At 75.1% G+C, this 14354-nt stretch carries 14 protein-coding genes; 7 read left to right on the top strand and 7 right to left on the bottom strand.

What is annotated here, in order from left to right:
- The first annotated feature begins 547 nt into the window (after positions 1–547).
- Positions 548–727, top strand: a complete 180-nt coding sequence (locus tag AB0G13_RS19975; RefSeq protein WP_007075522.1) for a DUF4236 domain-containing protein — start codon at positions 548–550, stop codon at positions 725–727.
- Positions 728–784: 57 nt separating this feature from the next.
- Here the strand turns inward: AB0G13_RS19975 and AB0G13_RS19970 are convergent, their stop codons facing one another.
- Together AB0G13_RS19970 and AB0G13_RS19965 are read right to left on the bottom strand one after the other, a co-directional pair.
- Positions 785–1675, bottom strand: a complete 891-nt coding sequence (locus tag AB0G13_RS19970; protein ID WP_357876182.1) for a hypothetical protein — start codon at positions 1673–1675, stop codon at positions 785–787.
- Between the two features lie 135 nt (positions 1676–1810).
- The gene (locus AB0G13_RS19965) at positions 1811–2332 is read right to left on the bottom strand and encodes a VOC family protein (protein WP_357876180.1); all 522 of its coding nucleotides are present in this window, start codon (positions 2330–2332) and stop codon (positions 1811–1813) included.
- A 50-nt stretch (positions 2333–2382) separates the two neighbouring features.
- On the opposite strand from AB0G13_RS19965, the gene AB0G13_RS19960 reads away from it, so the two are divergent.
- Both AB0G13_RS19960 and AB0G13_RS19955 read left to right on the top strand, forming a co-directional pair.
- A complete protein-coding gene (locus tag AB0G13_RS19960) occupies positions 2383–2844 on the top strand; it encodes a MarR family transcriptional regulator (RefSeq protein WP_357876178.1) in 462 nt (153 codons plus the stop codon).
- A gap of 57 nt (positions 2845–2901) precedes the next feature.
- On the top strand, positions 2902–4467 hold the full coding sequence (locus tag AB0G13_RS19955) for a tetratricopeptide repeat protein (protein ID WP_357876176.1): 1566 nt from the start codon (positions 2902–2904) through the stop codon (positions 4465–4467).
- 125 nt (positions 4468–4592) lie between these two features.
- On the opposite strand, the gene AB0G13_RS19950 is transcribed toward AB0G13_RS19955, so the two are convergent.
- Together AB0G13_RS19950 and AB0G13_RS19945 are read right to left on the bottom strand one after the other, a co-directional pair.
- Positions 4593–5966, bottom strand: coding sequence for a HAMP domain-containing sensor histidine kinase (locus tag AB0G13_RS19950; RefSeq protein WP_357876192.1), 1374 nt, complete (start codon positions 5964–5966; stop codon positions 4593–4595).
- Between the two features lie 53 nt (positions 5967–6019).
- Positions 6020–6676, bottom strand: coding sequence for a response regulator transcription factor (locus AB0G13_RS19945; RefSeq protein ID WP_357876174.1), 657 nt, complete (start codon positions 6674–6676; stop codon positions 6020–6022).
- A gap of 95 nt (positions 6677–6771) precedes the next feature.
- Between AB0G13_RS19945 and AB0G13_RS19940 the strand changes: the two genes are divergently transcribed.
- Both AB0G13_RS19940 and AB0G13_RS19935 read left to right on the top strand, forming a co-directional pair.
- On the top strand, positions 6772–7887 hold the full coding sequence (locus AB0G13_RS19940; protein ID WP_357876172.1) for a sigma-E factor regulatory protein RseB domain-containing protein: 1116 nt from the start codon (positions 6772–6774) through the stop codon (positions 7885–7887).
- A gap of 259 nt (positions 7888–8146) precedes the next feature.
- Entirely contained in the window at positions 8147–10366 is a 2220-nt protein-coding gene (locus tag AB0G13_RS19935) for an ATP-binding domain-containing protein (RefSeq protein ID WP_357876190.1), read from the top strand.
- A 174-nt stretch (positions 10367–10540) separates the two neighbouring features.
- Here the strand turns inward: AB0G13_RS19935 and AB0G13_RS19930 are convergent, their stop codons facing one another.
- The gene (locus AB0G13_RS19930; RefSeq protein WP_357876170.1) at positions 10541–10948 is read right to left on the bottom strand and encodes a hypothetical protein; all 408 of its coding nucleotides are present in this window, start codon (positions 10946–10948) and stop codon (positions 10541–10543) included.
- Between the two features lie 356 nt (positions 10949–11304).
- On the opposite strand from AB0G13_RS19930, the gene AB0G13_RS19925 reads away from it, so the two are divergent.
- The gene (locus AB0G13_RS19925; RefSeq protein ID WP_357876168.1) at positions 11305–11694 is read left to right on the top strand and encodes a hypothetical protein; all 390 of its coding nucleotides are present in this window, start codon (positions 11305–11307) and stop codon (positions 11692–11694) included.
- 70 nt (positions 11695–11764) lie between these two features.
- On the opposite strand, the gene AB0G13_RS19920 is transcribed toward AB0G13_RS19925, so the two are convergent.
- On the bottom strand, positions 11765–12703 hold the full coding sequence (locus tag AB0G13_RS19920) for a sporulation protein (protein ID WP_357876166.1): 939 nt from the start codon (positions 12701–12703) through the stop codon (positions 11765–11767).
- Between the two features lie 139 nt (positions 12704–12842).
- Entirely contained in the window at positions 12843–13670 is an 828-nt protein-coding gene (locus AB0G13_RS19915; protein WP_357876164.1) for a class I SAM-dependent methyltransferase, read from the bottom strand.
- A gap of 290 nt (positions 13671–13960) precedes the next feature.
- Here AB0G13_RS19915 and AB0G13_RS19910 point away from each other — a divergent pair, with 290 nt between their 5' ends.
- The gene (locus AB0G13_RS19910; protein WP_357876188.1) at positions 13961–14353 is read left to right on the top strand and encodes a YciI family protein; all 393 of its coding nucleotides are present in this window, start codon (positions 13961–13963) and stop codon (positions 14351–14353) included.
- The last annotated feature ends 1 nt before the right edge of the window (position 14354 follow it).

Raw genomic sequence — 14354 nt, 5'->3', positions numbered from 1 at the left:
GGGGCGCCGGCGGCCGGGGCGACGGCGGCCGGGGCGACGGCGGCCGGGGCGACGGCGGCCGGGGCGACGGTGGTGACCACGGTGACGGTGGCGGCCTGCCGGCGTAGCAGCGCCCGGAACAGGTCCCGGTCCACCGGCAGCAGCTCAGCCCCGCCCTGCCGGGACCACTCCACGGTCACGCCGGCTCCGGGGCCGGGTGGGCGCCCGGCGTGCGGGGCAGCCCTGCGTCGACGGGCGGGCGAGCCGCGTGGAGAAGATCGTCCCGCTGCGTCATCGCCCCATGCTGCCGCCGGCCGGGTCCCCGGTCAATGCCCCTATCGGGGGCGGAATCGACGTCGGTCGGCACCGTCGCGAACCCCTATGCCGGCGGGCGGGAGACGCCGAGGGTGGGCAGCCACCGCACCGGCGGGGCCCGCCTCCACCGGACGCACGGGGGCCTCACCCCCATCGGACCGTCCACGCCGGACGGGCAGGGGTTTCCCGATTCGGCGATCCGGGCATGTTCGGGTTCGACAGGGCAGGGAAGGGAATCGAAGGGAGCACAACGATGGGTCTGATGTTCCGCAAGCGCAAGAAGTACGGCCCGATCATCCTGAACTTCACCGAAAACGGCTTCTCCTCCTGGAGCATCAAGATCGGTCGCTGGTCCTGGAACTCGCGGGCCAAGGCGCACCGGGTGGACCTGCCGGGTCCGCTGTCCTGGAAGCAGGACAAGTCCCGGGCGTGAGGTCCCGAGGCCGAGCGGGGTGCCGGTGATTCACCGGCACCCCGCTCGGCGTCCGGGTCAGAACGCCGGCCCGGCGTCCCGCGCGGAGATGACCACGTCGCCGCCGAGCCGGCCGTGCTCCGGGTCGCGGGCCGCCTCCCCCGCGTCGAGCAGGCCGGTGAGCGCCCGGACGGCGTCGGACGACCGGTAGGCGGTCGCGGTGAGGGCGTGCCGGCGCAGCTCGGTGACCGTACGCGGGCCGGAGCGCGCCAGCTCGGCCAGCAACTCGCGGTGCAGCGGGCCGGGTTCCGGGGACGGGACGACGTCGAGCAGCCGGCCCGCCGGGTCGCGGTAGCGCACGCCGGCGGCACCGTCGACCGCCCAGAGCGCCTCCTTGAACGCCTCCAGGCTCTTGTCCGACCCGGTCGCGAAGGCGAGCAGCCGCGCGGGGGCGCCGTCGGCGGGCACCAGCTCCACCTCGGTCGTCAGCGGGAAACCGGCGCCGGCGAGGGCGGCGCGCGCGGGGGTGCCGGCGGCGGTGGCGAGCAGCACGTCCGCCGGCTTGCCGGCCGCCGCGGCGGTCAGGACGGCGGGATCGGCGGCGGCGTCGTCCACGACGGAGAGCAGGGGCGCGCCGGCCGCGCCGGCCGCCTTCACCGCCACCGGCAGCCGGGCCGGGCCGCCGGGCACGAGGTGCACGGCGACGCCCGCCGGCAGTTCCGCCTCCACGGCCCCGAGCCGGGCCGGCAGTTCCCCGGTGTCGTCCGCGAGCACCAGCACGGTGAGCTGGCGACCGCGCAGCCGGTCGGCGTGCCCGGCGACCACCCGCAGGGCGGCCTCCGCGGAGCCGGCGTCGCCGCCCGCGTACGCCAGGGCGAGGGTGGCCCGGCGGGCGCGGTGCAGCGCCCCCGGCAGCCAGGTCTCCAGGTGTCGGACGAGCAGCTCGCGCAGGACGGCGTCGGTCGGCATGCTGCCGTTCTACCGCACGCCCGCCCCGGGCCGGACACAGCTCCCCCGACGGGCCCGGCGTCGCGGCGTCCCGGGGCGGGTCCGGACGGGACGCCGTCGGCGCCGGGGCGGGTCCGCACGCGTCGCCGGGGCGGGTCAGGCCGGGACGGAGACGCCCACGCCGCCACGGGTCTGGCCGCCGTAGCGCCGCCGCTCGGCGTCCAGGTCGAGCCGGCCGATCCGCTTGCGCGCGGCCAGGGCGGCGTCGTCGAGCCGGTCGGCGGGCACCAGCCAGACGATCTCGAACTCCAGCCCGTCCGGGTCCTGGCCGTAGAGGCTCTTGGTGGTGCCGTGGTCGGACGCGCCGACCAGGGCGTCGGCGGCGGCGAGCCGCTGCGCGGTGGCCGCCAGCTCGTCGAGGGTGTCGACCTCCCAGGCCAGGTGGTAGAGCCCGACGGTGCCGCGGCCGGCGGTGGAGCGACCGGCGCCCGCGCCGACCTCGAACAGGCCCAGGTCGTGGTCGTTGGTGGAGCCGGGCGCCTGGAGGAAGGCGGCGCCCCGGAAGCCGTCCGGCGTCATCGGGATCGGCCGGAAGCCCAGCACGTCGCGGTAGAAGGCGACGCTGCGGGCGAGGTCACTGACGTAGAGCACGGCGTGGTTGAGGCGGTGGATTCCCATGCCACCGACGCTAGCGCGTTTTTGTTGAGCGTTCAACTAAATGGCGTATGATGGCCGTCATGACCCGCTGGCTGGATCCCGACGAGCAGCGCACCTGGCGCGCGTACCTGACCGCCTCCCGGGCGCTGATGGAGGCGCTGGACCGGGAGCTGCAACGCGACGCCGGGATGCCGCACGCCTACTACGAGATCCTCGTCCGGCTCTCCGAGGCGCCGCAGCGGCAACTGCGGATGAGCGACCTGGCCGAGGCCACCGGCTCCTCGCGCAGCCGCCTCTCGCACGCCGCGGCCCGCCTGGAGGCGGCCGGCTGGGTCCGCCGCGAGGAGTGCCCGACCGACCGGCGCGGGCAGATTGCGGTCCTGACCGACGAGGGCTTCGCCACCCTCGCCGCCGCCGCGCCCGGCCACGTCGAGGGGGTACGCCGGCACCTGTTCGACGCGTTGAGCCCGGCCCAGGTGGACCAGTTGCGCCGGATCAGCGAGACGCTCGCCGCACACCTGACCGGTTCTTGACCAATCCACCCCGGTCCGGGTCTTGTACTTACCGTCGTCGGATGAGCACGATGGGGCGTGCCTTCCGGCTTCGGTGATCTGACTGACCAGGCGCACCACCTGGTGTCCGCCGGCGACCTCGCCGGCGCCCAACGGCTGCTCGCCGACGCGCTGACCGACGCGGACCCGCGTCCGGCCAACGCCACGCCCGAGCTGGCCGAGGCCGCCAGCCTCCAGGCCCGCGTGCTGGTCGCCCTCGGCGAGCCGCACTCGGCCCGGGGCTGGGCCGCGTTCGCGTACGCGGCCACGACCCGGCTGCACGGGCGCTCCGACCAGCGCACGGTGGCCGCCGCGGCCACCCTCGCGGCGGTGCTGCACCGGGTCGGCAGCTGGTCCCGCGCCGCCCGGCTCTACCAGGAAGTGATCATCGAGCTGACCGCGCTCGACGGTCCCGAGTCGCTGCGGGTGCTCGCCGCCCACGCCGACCTGGCCACGGTGGAGTACGCGCGCGGCCAGTGCCAGGTGGCCCGCGACCGGTTGCAGGACGCCTGGGAGCTGCACCGCGAGGTCTACGGCGACGGCCACCCCAGCGGCATCAAGATGCTGGCCCGGCTCGGGGCGATGCAGCGCGACTGCGGGCAGTTCGCCGAGGCGCACGACAACCTGGCGCTCGCCCGGGAGCTGTGCCGACAGCACCTGCCGGCGGACGATCCGCTGGCGGCGCAGGTGGCGACGCTGGCCCGGGCGGCGGCCAATCCGGACCACGCCTGCGCCGACACCGCACCCGTCGGCCGGGACGGCCCGATCGTGCCGTCCGCGCGCACGCCGCCCCCGGGCGACGGGCCGTCGACGGCCTTCCACCCCTCGCAGCCGGGTTACCGCCCGGCGGAGCCGGATCCGTACGCCGGGCCACCGCACGTGGTGCCGACGCCCCGGCAGCCGACGGAGGACCCGCCACCCGGCTGGTGGCCCCCCGAGGCCGACGCCGGGGACGGTCCGGCCGACAGCGCCGTACCGCCGTCGGTCGTACCCCTGGCCGGCGGCGCCGCCACCGACGAGGCCGACGGGGTGCACCGGGTCCGCCAGCCCGGCGCGCCCGAGGAGCCCTACCAGCCGTCGCGGCTGCTGCCCGTGCCGGTGCACCGCGCGCCGTCGCGGCGCAACAACCGGCTGCTGCCGCTCGTCGTCGGTGGCGTCGTGGTGGTGCTGCTGGGCACGGCCGCCGTGATCGCCGGGGTGGCCGGGGTGGACGGTGACCCCGACCCGGCGCCCCCGGCCGCGACCGGCGCCCGGACCTCCACGCCGGCCGGGGGACCGGCCGGCACGGGCACCCCGCCCGCCGCCGGCCCGACGATGGGGGCCGTGGCCTCCCCCGGCACCCCGCCGGGCTCGGTGACGCTGCGGGACAACCGCGACAACGTGGCGTTGCGCTGGACGTACCCGGCCGGCGGGGAGGGCCCGGTGGTCATCTCCGGCGGCCGGGTCGGCCAGGCGCAGACGGCCTTCGCCAACCTGCCCGCCGGCACCACCGCCTTCGTCGTCTACGGCCTGAACCGCAGCACCGACTACTGCTTCACGGTCGCGGTCGTGTGGTCGACCGACACGATCGCCCGCGCGCAGGAGGTCTGCACCCGCCGCGGCTGACGGGCCGGCATGTTTCCGGGGCGGCCGACGTGTCCCAAGGCCCACGCCGGGCGTGCGGCGTGGGCCCCGGGCCGGCGCGGTCACGGGTGGGCGTGGTCACGGGCCGGCACCGGACGCCGTGTCCGTCAGGGACGCTCCGGGTCGGGCAGGGCCGGCAGCAGCAGCCGTACCCGCAGCCCCGGACCGCCGGCCCGGCCGGGACGGGCGTCGGTCAGCTCGATGCCGCCGCCGGCCCGGCGGACCAGCTCGCGCACGATGGCCAGGCCGAGGCCGGCGCCGCCGTCGTCCCGGGCCCGGGCGTCGTCGAGCCGGGTGAACCGGCCGAAGACCCGCTCCCGGTCCGCCACCGGGATCCCCGGCCCGTCGTCGGTCACCGTCACCAGGTGGTACGTCATCGCGCCGTCGCCGCCCTCGGGGTGCACGGGCGGCCCGGCGGCCAGCACCACCTCGCCGTGGGCGTGCCGGACCGCGTTGTCGACCAGGTTGGTCAGGATCCGGCGCAGCTCGTCGGGGTCGCCCTCGGTCCACAGCGGCGCCGCCGGCGCGTCGAGGCGCACCGGCGGCGACGGGTACCGGGCGGCCACCGCCGCCAGCAGGGCACCCAGCTCGACCGGCCCGGTGACCCGCGCCGGCGGCCTCTCGTCGAGCCGGGCCAGCAGCAGCAGGTCGTCGACGAGCCGACCGAGCCGCTCGGTGTCGGCGAGCAGGTTCGCGGACACCGCCGTCCAGTCCGTCCGGTCGGCCAGCCGCCGGGCGACCTCCAGCTCGGTACGGATGTTCGCCAGCGGGCTGCGCAGCTCGTGCGCGGCGTCGGCGACGAACGCCCGTTGCCGGTCGCGGGCGGACTCCAGCCGGCCCAGCATCCCGTTGAGCGTGACCGCCAGCCGGTGGATCTCGTCCTGCGACGCCGGTACGGGCAGCCGCCCGCCCCCGTCCCGCCCGGTGATCTCCTCGGCGCCCCGGCGCAGCGCCTCGACGGGGCGCAGGGTCGCGCCGACCACCCGCCAGGCCACGGCGGCGAGCACCGCCACCAGCAGCGGGAAGCTCACCAGCAGGATGGTCCGGACGACGTGCGCGCTGTGCCGCACGTCCGCCAGCGACCGCGCCACCAGGACGGTGCGCGGGTCGGCGGCGGTGCCCGCCGGCACGGCCACCACCCGGACCGGCCCGGCCAGGCCGACCCGCTCCCCCGACACCGTCAGCCGCTGCCGCGCGCCGGCGTCGATCCGCTCCGGCGACACCATCGGCACCAGCCGGTCGGCGTCGATCGAGGCGGCCCGCACCCTGCCCCCGGCGTCGATCACCTGCACCCGGACCTGCCCGCCGGCCACCGGCAGCGGATCGGGCAGGACCTCCTCGGCGGCGAGCAGCGCGACCGCGTCGGCGGTCCGGAACGCCTCGGTGTCCACGGCGCGTTGCAGGGCCCAGCCCAGCACGCCGAGCAGGACGAGACCCCCGACGGCGAGTCCCCCCGCGACGCCGAGCACCCCGACCGCCATCAGTCGCCCGCGCAGCCCGAGCGCGACGCGCAGGCGCCCCCGCACCCCCCGCGTCACGGCGCGAGCCGGTAGCCGGCGCCGCGGACCGTCTCCAGGCGCTCCCGGCCGATCTTGCGCCGCAGGTACCCGACGTAGACCTCGACCGCGTTGGGTGCCGTCTCGACGCTGGCGTCCCAGACGTGGTCGAGCAGCTCGGTCTTGGAGACCACCTCGCCGGGGCGGCGCATCAGGTAGTCCAGCAGCGCGAACTCACGGCTGGTCAGCGCGACCTCGGCGTCGGCCCGGGTCACCCGCCGCCGGGCCGGGTCGAGCCGCAGGTCGCCGACCGCGAGCACCGTGGGGCGTTCGGGGGCGCCACGGCGCAACAGGGCCCGCAGCCGGGCCAGCAGCACGACGTACGAGAAGGGCTTGGTGAGGTAGTCGTCGGCCCCGCAGTCCAGTCCGTCGGCCTGGTCGTACTCGCCGTCCTTGGCCGAGAGCATGAGCACCGGGAGCCAGTGCTCCTCGGCGCGCAGCCGGCGGACCAGCTCGTAGCCGGAGAGGCCGGGCAGCATCACGTCGAGGATCATCGCGTCGTACCCGCCGTGCCGTGCCGCGTCCAGCCCCTCGGGGCCGGTCGCCGCCACGTCCACCGCGAACCCCTCGGCCTGCAACCCCCGTTGCAGGGCGGACGCCAGCCGCGACTCGTCCTCCACCACCAGCAACCGCACGTCCCAAGGGTGCCACCCGCGCGCCCAAGGTCGTCCGGTCGTCCTCAGCACCCTCACAGCGTCGAGGAGGCAGGATGTCCGGCAGGAGGTGTCACATGTCCGTCCTGAAGAGCCGTCCCGTCCTACGCTGGCTGGTCCCCGTGACCGCCGTCGCCACCGTCATCGGCGGCGGCGCCGCGCTCGGCACGTTCGCCGCCCAGGCCGAGCCGAGCCTGCCGCCGCGTACCGCCGCCCAACTCCTGGTCGACCTGCAGACCTCCCGGCTGGAGGGGCTCTCCGGCACGGTCGTGCAGCGCGCCGACCTGGGCCTGCCGCCGCTGGCCAACCTGGTCGGCGGCGACGGCCTGACCGGCCTGCTGACCGGCACGCACACGCTGCGGGTCTGGCACTCCGGGCCCGACCGGCAGCGCATCGCCCTGACGGACACGCTCGGCGAGCAGGACGTCATCCGCAACGGCCGGGACGTGTGGACCTGGAACAGCCGGTCCAACACCGCCACCCACCGCACGCTCCCCGAGGGCACCGCCGGGGCCGAGACCCCCGAGCTGCCGGCCACCCCCGGCGAGGCGGCCGACCGGGCCCTGGCGGCGATCGGCCCGAGCACCGAGGTGAGCGTCGGCCGGTCCGCCACGGTCGCCGGCCGGGACGCGTACGAGCTGGTGCTCGCCCCGCGCGACGCCGCCTCGCTGGTGCACCAGGTGCGCATCGCCATCGACGCGCGGGAGCACGTGCCGCTGCGCTTCGAGGTCTTCGCCGACGGCAGCGACAAGCCGGCCTTCGAGATGGCCTTCACCCAGGTGTCGTACGCCCGGCCGGACGCCGACCAGTTCACCTTCAACCCGCCGCCCGGGGTGAAGGTGACCGAGGAGACCGTTGGCAGGCAGTCCGCCGACGCGCGCGGGAAGCGGCCCACGGACGGTGAGCGGCCGGACGTGCGTACCGTCGGCGAGAGCTGGGCCACGGTGGTGGTCGCGCGGCTCGACGGCGCCGGCGCGCCCGGCGACCGGGCCGGGGCCACCCCCGGCCGCCCCTCGAACGGGTCAACCGGAGACCCGGCGGCGCTGCTCGGCGCGCTGCCGAAGGTCAGCGGCGACTGGGGCAGCGGCCGGCTACTGACCGGGAAGCTGTTCAGCGCGCTGCTCACCGACGACGGTCGGCTGATCGCCGGCGCGGTGACGCCGGAGCGGCTCTACGAGGTGGCCAGGGGCTGAGCACCGGCAGTCCGGGGGCCCGCCACACGGCGGGCCCCCGCTGTCTGTGCGGGGCGGCCTGTGGAGTGGCCCGGCGCGCTTGGTCGGGGCGGCCGGCACACGGTATCTTTCTCAGTTCAGGCAACAAAAAAGAACGGCTCTCGAAAGCCGTTCCGAGAGAGATGCTAACCCAATGGGAGACGGCTTGTCAAGGCATTCCGCCGATTCCGCCGAATTGCAGCCCGATGACGAGATCGGCCGCGAACAGGAATACGTCTCGATGCTCTATCGCCGGCTGGACGAGCTGCGTGAGCAGGCCTCCGACCGGTTGACCGACGAGCTGCGTTCGACCGGCGGCACGCAACAGGCCCGTTCCCAGCGCGACAGTGCGGTGCGGATGTACGCCGACCAGGTCGAGCAGTACTCCGCGGTGGAGAGCGGCCTCTGCTTCGGCCGGCTCGACACCGACGACGGCGGCCCGCACTACATCGGCCGGATCGGGATCTTCGATGCCAGCGGCGACTACGACCCGCTGCTGATGGACTGGCGTGCCCCGGCGGCCCGCGCCTTCTACCTCGCCACCGCGGCCAATCCGCAGGGAGTGCGCCGCCGCCGGCACCTGCGCACCCGGGAACGCAAGGTGACCGCGCTCAACGACGAGGTCCTGGACCTCGCCACGGCCTCGCCCACCGCGCACGAGGAGCTGACCGGGGAGGCGTCGCTGCTCGCGGCGCTCAACGCGGGCCGCACCGGCCGGATGCGCGACATCGTCGAGACCATCCAGGCCGAGCAGGACCGGATCATCCGCGCCGACCTGCCGGGCGTGCTGGTGGTGCAGGGCGGTCCGGGCACCGGCAAGACCGCCGTCGCGCTGCACCGCGCCGCGTACCTGCTCTACACCCACCGCGAACAGCTCTCCACCCGGGGCGTGCTCCTGGTCGGCCCGAACGCCACGTTCCTGCGCTACATCTCCCAGGTGCTCCCGGCGCTGGCCGAGACGGGCGTGCTGCTGCGGACCCAGGGCGACCTCTTCCCGGGGGTCAGCGCGCGCCGGGCCGAGCCCGCCGCGACCGCCGCGCTCAAGGGCCGCGCGGTGATGGTCGGGGTGCTGGCCGCCGCCGTCCGGGACCGGCAGTGCGTGCCCGACGAGCCGCTGGAGATCGAGCTGCCGCAGCAGGAGGTGCTGCGGCTCGACCCCGAGACCGTCCGCGCCGCCCGGGACCGGGCCCGCCGGTCCGACCGGCCGCACAACCTGGCCCGGGTGCTCTTCGACGTCGAGATCGTCCACGCCCTCGCGGCCCAGGTCGCCGAGCGGATCGGCGCGGACCCGCTGGGCGGGGAGAACCTGCTCGACGAGGCCGACGTGGCGGAGATCCGCCGCGAGCTGCGCGATGAGCCCGAGGTGCGGGCCGTGCTGGACCAGCTCTGGCCGGTGCTCACCCCGCAGCGCCTGCTCGCCGACCTCTACGCCTCCACCGGGCGGATCGCCGCCGCCGCGCCCATGCTCACCGACGCGGAGCGGGCCATGCTGCACCGCGAGCCGGGCGGCTGGACGCCGGCCGACGTGCCGCTGCTGGACGAGGCGGCCGAGCTGCTGGGCGAGGACGAGCGCGCCGCCGCCGCCCGCCGGGAGCGGATCCGGGCCCTGCAACGGGAGTACGCCGAGGGCGTGCTGGAGATCGCCCGGGGCTCCCGCTCCATCGACGTGGAGGACGAGGCCGACGGCGGTGAGATCCTCGGCGTCACCGACCTCATCGACGCCGACCGGCTGCTGGAGCGGCAGGAGGAGGCGGACCGGCTGACCACCGCCCAGCGGGCCGCGGCCGACCGGCGCTGGGCGTTCGGGCACGTGATCGTCGACGAGGCGCAGGAACTGTCGCCGATGGCCTGGCGGCTGCTGATGCGCCGCTGCCCGAGCCGCTCGATGACCATCGTCGGCGACGTGGCCCAGACCGGCGCGCTGTCCGGCACCCCGTCCTGGGCCGACGCGCTGGAGCCGTACGTGGCGCAGCGCTGGCGGCTGGAGGAGCTGACCGTCAGCTACCGCACCCCGGCCGAGATCATGGCGGTCGCCGCCGAGGTGCTCGCCGAGATCGATCCGGCGCTGCGCCCGCCCCGCTCCGTGCGCTCCAGCGGGGTGCCGCCGTGGGACCGCGCGGTGGCGCCGGAGCGCCTGACGGCGGAGCTGGTGGCCGCCAGCACCCACGAGGCGGCCGGCCTGGACGACGGCCGGCTCGGGGTGATCGTGCCGGCCGGCCGGGTCGACGAGCTGGGCGCCGCGCTCACCGCCGCCCTGCCCGAGGCGGCCGTCGGCGAGGACCCGGAGCTGGAGAGCCGCGTGGTGGTGCTCACCGTCGGCCAGGCCAAGGGGCTCGAATTCGACTCGGTCCTCCTGGTCGACCCCGACCGCATCGTGGCGGAGTCACCGCGGGGCCGCAGCGACCTCTACGTCGCCCTCACCCGCGCCACCCAACGCCTCGGCATCCTCCGCCCCACCTGACCCACCGACCCGCCCACCCTGGCCCCGCTCCCGCCCCCGGCCCGCCCGCCCCCGGTGATCATGAGGTTGGCGGCAGTCTTGGAGATCCACATCGCCGCCAACCTCATGATCGCCCCGCAGGGACCGAGGGCCGGGCGGGCGGGCGGGCGGTGGGCGGGCGGTGGGGTGGGTGGGTCAGTCCGGGGTGAAGTCGCCCACCTGGCTGGCGGGGCCGGACTGGTCGCTGGTGGAGCCGGCCGCCGGGGTGCTCAGGCCGCCCGTGGTGGCGTCGCCCGTGGTGGTCGGGGCCACCTTGCCGCGGTGCTGCTCCGGCTGCCGGGCCACCCGGCGCACGCTGGCCGGGCCGGCGGTGCCGCCGGTCGTGGTGACCGCGCCCTGTCCCCGGGTCGGTCCGCCGTCCCGCAGCACCTCCGGGTCGACTGGGACGTGGGCGGGGTCGTCCGGGTCCTCGTCCTGGATGACCCGCTGCACGTCGGTGGGGGGCACCGTCACCTCGTCCAGGGCACCCTCGCCGTACACGCCGCCGGCGATCCGGTCCTCGGCCCGCCGGGCGGCGTCCTGTCGCATGTCGTCCTCGCGCACGTCCATCACCTCGCAGAAGTGTCGGTCCGGATTGCGTGCCCGAGGGCCGGGCCGGCAAACCCGCCCGACGCCCCACACCGGCCGGCCCACGCCTCGGTCGATCATGCAGTCGTGGTGCCGGCTGGATGCCCGTTCGGGCGTTTTGCACCCCACCACAGCTGCATGATCGACGCTGCTCTTCCGGGGCGCTGGGCCATGGTGGTCGGCCTTTTCCCGTCAGCCGTGGGGTTACTGCCCCCGCCGGCTCGGGTAGACGGCGGGTGCCCCCGCCATGAACGCGAACCGTGCCGTGGCCGACACGCGGTAGCGGGGCGAGGGAACGCAGGTACGACTCATCGCATCCTGAGGAGGACAAGATGAGCACGCAGGCTGCTTCCACCAGGCCGATGAACCGGCCGACGCAGGACGCGCCCAACCGCGCGATGCAGGACCGGGCCATCCAGGAGACGCCCACCCGTCCGTTGCCGATGATGCACGACGGACACCGGGAGCCCATGCAGGCGCCCGGCACGGAGACCAAGCCGTCGCTGCGGACCACCGAGTTCTGGGTCTACATCGCGGCCGTGATCGGCGTGCTGGCCGCCTCGCAGCTGGTCGGGCGGAACACGACCGGGGTGGACATCTTCCGGGCCGACAACGCCTGGTTCATGGTCACGCTGCTGACCATCGGATACCTGGGTAGCCGTGGTCTGGCCAAGGCCGGTAGCAACTGGCGCAGTGGTGAGGAGCGCAAGGCCCGGCACTGACCGGGCCCCGCTGCACACAACACGGTGGCCTCCGGGACTGTCGTCCCGGAGGCCACCGTCGTGTGTGGTCCTACTCCTCGAAGCCGCCGAAGTCGCCCTCGAACGCGTCCTCGATCATCTCGCCGGCGATCATGCCCCCGGCGACCCCGAGCGCGGCACCGGCCACCATGCCGCCCATGCCGGGCCCCCGGCCGTGACCGTGCCCGCCGAAGCCGTGGGCGCCGCGCAGGCTGCCGTAACGGGACGTCGTCTCGCGCAGCCAGCCGTCGACCACCTGGGCCCAGTCCGTCCGGTCGGCCTCATCGTGCGAGACGCGGTAGTGGCCGAAGACGTCGTGCCCGGCGGTGAGGAACCCGCCGCGCTTGTCGCACTCCAGGATGACCTCGACCCCGTGCGGGCTGGTGACGAAGGTCAGCTCGACCTCGTTGATGGTGCCTGCGTACTGGGGCGAGGCGAAGAACTCGATCTCCTGGTAGAACGGCAGCGTCTGCTGCGTGCCCCGGATGCGGCCGCGCTCCAGGTCGGCGTGCTTGAACCGGAAGCCGAGCCGCTGGAACGCCTCCAGGATCCGCTCGTGCACCGGCAGCGGGTGCACGTTGACCTGGTCCAGGTCGCCCTTGTCCACCGCCCGGGCGATGGCCAGCTCGGTGCGCAGCCCCATCGTCATGCCGCGCAGCCGCTGACCGTAGACGTCGGTGATCGGGGTCTCCCACGGCACCGAGAGCTGGAACGGGATGGCGAGCTGCTGCTTCGGGGCGAGCTGGAGCGGGCCGCTGACCGGCAGCCGGTGGAACTCCATGACGCCGGCGTACTCCGTGTTGTGGCCCTCGATCTCGACCCGGGTGACCAGGCCGACGACGACCTGCTCGATGTTGGCCGGCGTGTCACCGCCGAGCAGGTTCACCTGGCCCTCGAGGGTCAGGCCGGGCCGGGTGTTCGGGTTGGTCAGGACGGTGTCGACGCTCGGCCCGCCCACGCCGAACGCGCTCAACATCTTCTTGAAGACCATCGGAACTCCCGCGCAAAGACACCGCGCTCCACCTGGAGCCGGTCGCTGACTTCCCGGGACCCTAACCGGAGGCGCTGTGAAGTGCCTGTGAGGGCGCGCCCGCCGACGAGAGCACCCAGCGTGGCTGCGGCCCGTACGGCTATCCGACCGGTGGACGTCGCCCGCCTCCTGCCGGGACCAGACCGGTGGCGAGGAGATGTGCGCTCGCGGCGATCAGCGCGGGCTCGCTGGTGTAGACCCGGGCGAGGTCCAACGCGCCGCTGAAGACGACGTCGGCCAGCGGCCCGTTCGCCGCGGCCTCGGCGGCCGTCCAGGCCGGTCCTTCGAGTCCGTGCACCACGACGTCGGTCAGGCCGGCGACCCGGCACTCGTCGCGCAGTTCCTCGGTCCGGTGGAAGTAGGCCGGGGTGAAGTTGCTGCGCGGGTCGTTCACCCCGTCCGTGAGCAACGCCCGAGCTTCCTGGACCGCCTCCCCGGTCAGCCGACCGGTGGCGGCGAAGTCGATCGGTCCCGCGAAACGCGAGATCGCCGCGGCGACGACCCGGCCACCGGGGCGGGTCACCCGTACGGCCTCACCCAGGGCCTTCAACCGGTCCTCGCCGCGCACCAGATGGTAGAGGGGGCCCAGAAGCAACGTGACGTCGTAGTGGTCGTCCTCCTCGGGCAGCGCACGGGCGTCGGCCACCACCGCGTCGACGGGAGGCTGGCCGCCGGCGGCCTGCGCCACGTGGCCCGACACCAGATCCACGAGACGGACACGGTGACCGGCGGCGACGAGCGTCCGCGCGTAGACGCCGGGCCCGCCGCCGACATCCAGCACCCGGGCCGGCGCGGGCGGCAACAGTTCCCGCAGGAGTTCCCTCGTCCGCGTGCGCTCCAGCCGCGCCTGCGGCCGGGAATCCAGTCGGGCGTCTTCGCGGTACCGCAACGTGTAGTGCTCGACGATGTCACGTGAATGCTGATCCACGACAGAAGGATCGCGACCGGCGACGTCAGCCGCGACCCCATTTCGGGGCCGGCGAGGGCAGGTGTCCGCCGGCCGCGCCGGCCCCACTAGTCGCCGGGACACGTCGATCAGGCATCGGTCCGCACCCGAGCAGACCGTGCTGCCGGAGGTCACCGCCGCCGGCTGAGGGGGCGGCGGAAATTCCTCGGAGATTGCTCCGCCGGGATGTCGAGAACCGGAGTGCCGGCTTCTACCGACGGGTGAGAGCACCGATGATGGTGCGCAGTCGTGAGGAGCCAGACGTGAAGTACATGTTGCTGATGCAGTTCAGCGCCGCCGGCACGGACTTCCCCCCGATCGACACGTGGACGCCCGAGGAGATCCGGGCGCACATCGGGTTCATGGGCGAGGTCAACGCCAAGCTGGCCGCCGACGGCGAGTTCGTCGACGGCCAGGGGCTCGCCGGGCCGGCCCAGGCGAAGATCGTCCGGGCGGGTGCCGGCGGCGCGCCCGTGGTCACCGAGGGGCCGTTCGCCGAGACCAAGGAGTTCCTCGCCGGCTACTGGATCGTGGACTGCGACAGCCCCGAGCGGGCCGTCGAGCTCGCCGCGCGCATCTCCACCGCGCCGGGCCCCGGCGGCCGACCGCTGAACATGCCCATCGAGGTGCACCCGGTCATGTCGGCGCCCCCGCAGGAGATGTGAC

The organism is Micromonospora sp. NPDC023633 (genome assembly GCF_040640035.1).
Taxonomy (GTDB): Bacteria; Actinomycetota; Actinomycetes; order Mycobacteriales; family Micromonosporaceae; genus Micromonospora.
This window is presented reverse-complemented; position numbering and strand designations above follow the sequence as displayed.

Bases quoted from the DNA above. Each gene is read 5' to 3' on its own strand.
- AB0G13_RS19975 (WP_007075522.1), top strand. From the start codon at position 548: ATGGGTCTGATGTTCCGCAAGCGCAAGAAGTACGGCCCGATCATCCTG.
- AB0G13_RS19970 (WP_357876182.1), bottom strand. From the start codon at position 1,675: ATGCCGACCGACGCCGTCCTGCGCGAGCTGCTCGTCCGACACCTGGAG.
- AB0G13_RS19965 (WP_357876180.1), bottom strand. From the start codon at position 2,332: ATGGGAATCCACCGCCTCAACCACGCCGTGCTCTACGTCAGTGACCTC.
- AB0G13_RS19960 (WP_357876178.1), top strand. From the start codon at position 2,383: ATGGCCGTCATGACCCGCTGGCTGGATCCCGACGAGCAGCGCACCTGG.
- AB0G13_RS19950 (WP_357876192.1), bottom strand. From the start codon at position 5,966: ATGGCGGTCGGGGTGCTCGGCGTCGCGGGGGGACTCGCCGTCGGGGGT.
- AB0G13_RS19940 (WP_357876172.1), top strand. From the start codon at position 6,772: ATGTCCGTCCTGAAGAGCCGTCCCGTCCTACGCTGGCTGGTCCCCGTG.
- AB0G13_RS19935 (WP_357876190.1), top strand. From the start codon at position 8,147: ATGCTCTATCGCCGGCTGGACGAGCTGCGTGAGCAGGCCTCCGACCGG.
- AB0G13_RS19925 (WP_357876168.1), top strand. From the start codon at position 11,305: ATGAGCACGCAGGCTGCTTCCACCAGGCCGATGAACCGGCCGACGCAG.
- AB0G13_RS19920 (WP_357876166.1), bottom strand. From the start codon at position 12,703: ATGGTCTTCAAGAAGATGTTGAGCGCGTTCGGCGTGGGCGGGCCGAGC.
- AB0G13_RS19910 (WP_357876188.1), top strand. From the start codon at position 13,961: ATGTTGCTGATGCAGTTCAGCGCCGCCGGCACGGACTTCCCCCCGATC.